Source organism: Corynebacterium sp. HMSC05E07 (genome assembly GCF_001807225.1).
Taxonomy (GTDB): Bacteria; Actinomycetota; Actinomycetes; order Mycobacteriales; family Mycobacteriaceae; genus Corynebacterium; species Corynebacterium singulare.
In genome coordinates this window covers 1-770 of the sequence record NZ_KV788250.1, presented here as the reverse complement: position 1 = coordinate 770, position 770 = coordinate 1, and the positions used below count along the sequence as shown (strand labels likewise).

Here is a 770-nt window from a genome sequence, read left to right as displayed (position 1 = left end):
AGGGCATACGATGCAAGTGGATTGGGCAGGGACCAAGATGTGCCTGTACGACCCTTCCGGCACACCGGGGGTGAAAGTCAGCATTTTCGTCGCCTCGCTGCCGTATTCAGGGATGCTGTTTGCCTGTGCGTGTGTTGACCAGCGGCAGCAGTCTTGGCTTGATGCCCACCGTCAAGCGTTTGACTACTTCGGCGGGGTCTGCCAGGTTGTTGTACCCGATAACGCGTCGACGGCGTCGAACGCGATCAGCACTGCCGATAGGAATCGGAAGGTCAACGACACCTACCAGCAGTTCTTGGAGCACTACAACACAGCAGCACTTCCCACTCGCGCGCGTCGGCCGAAGGATAAAGCGAATGTAGAAGCTGCGGTAAAGATCGTCACGCACAAAGTCATCCACGCCCTTGAAGGCCACCAGTGTGTTGACTTAGACGAGCTCAACGCAAAGATTGTGGGCGTAGTTGACGCGATCAACACCTCCGTGCCGTTTCGCAGCCAGCAGTCAAGCCGCAGGGATCTCTTTGAAGAACATGAGCAACATCTCCTTGCTGACCTGCCGACAACCCCGTGGCAACACACCGAGTGGAAGCGCGCGAAAGTGGCCCCAGATTTCCATATCACGGTTTCAACCGTGCGCTACTCCGTGCCACACCAGCTTGTTGGCCGCACTGTCGATGTACGCATCACCGGGCACGTCTTAACCGTCTTTGACCAGGGGACAACCGTGGCAACACACCGAGTTTCGCATAAGCGTGGGGCCTATGTCACTG

The 770-nt window shown here is 57.1% G+C and carries 1 protein-coding gene; it reads left to right on the top strand.

The annotated features are described in order from the left end of the window. Window positions 1–37 precede the first annotated feature (37 nt). The coding region (locus HMPREF3149_RS09525; protein WP_246819982.1) for a Mu transposase domain-containing protein at window positions 38–770 on the top strand (733 nt) is incomplete at its 3' end.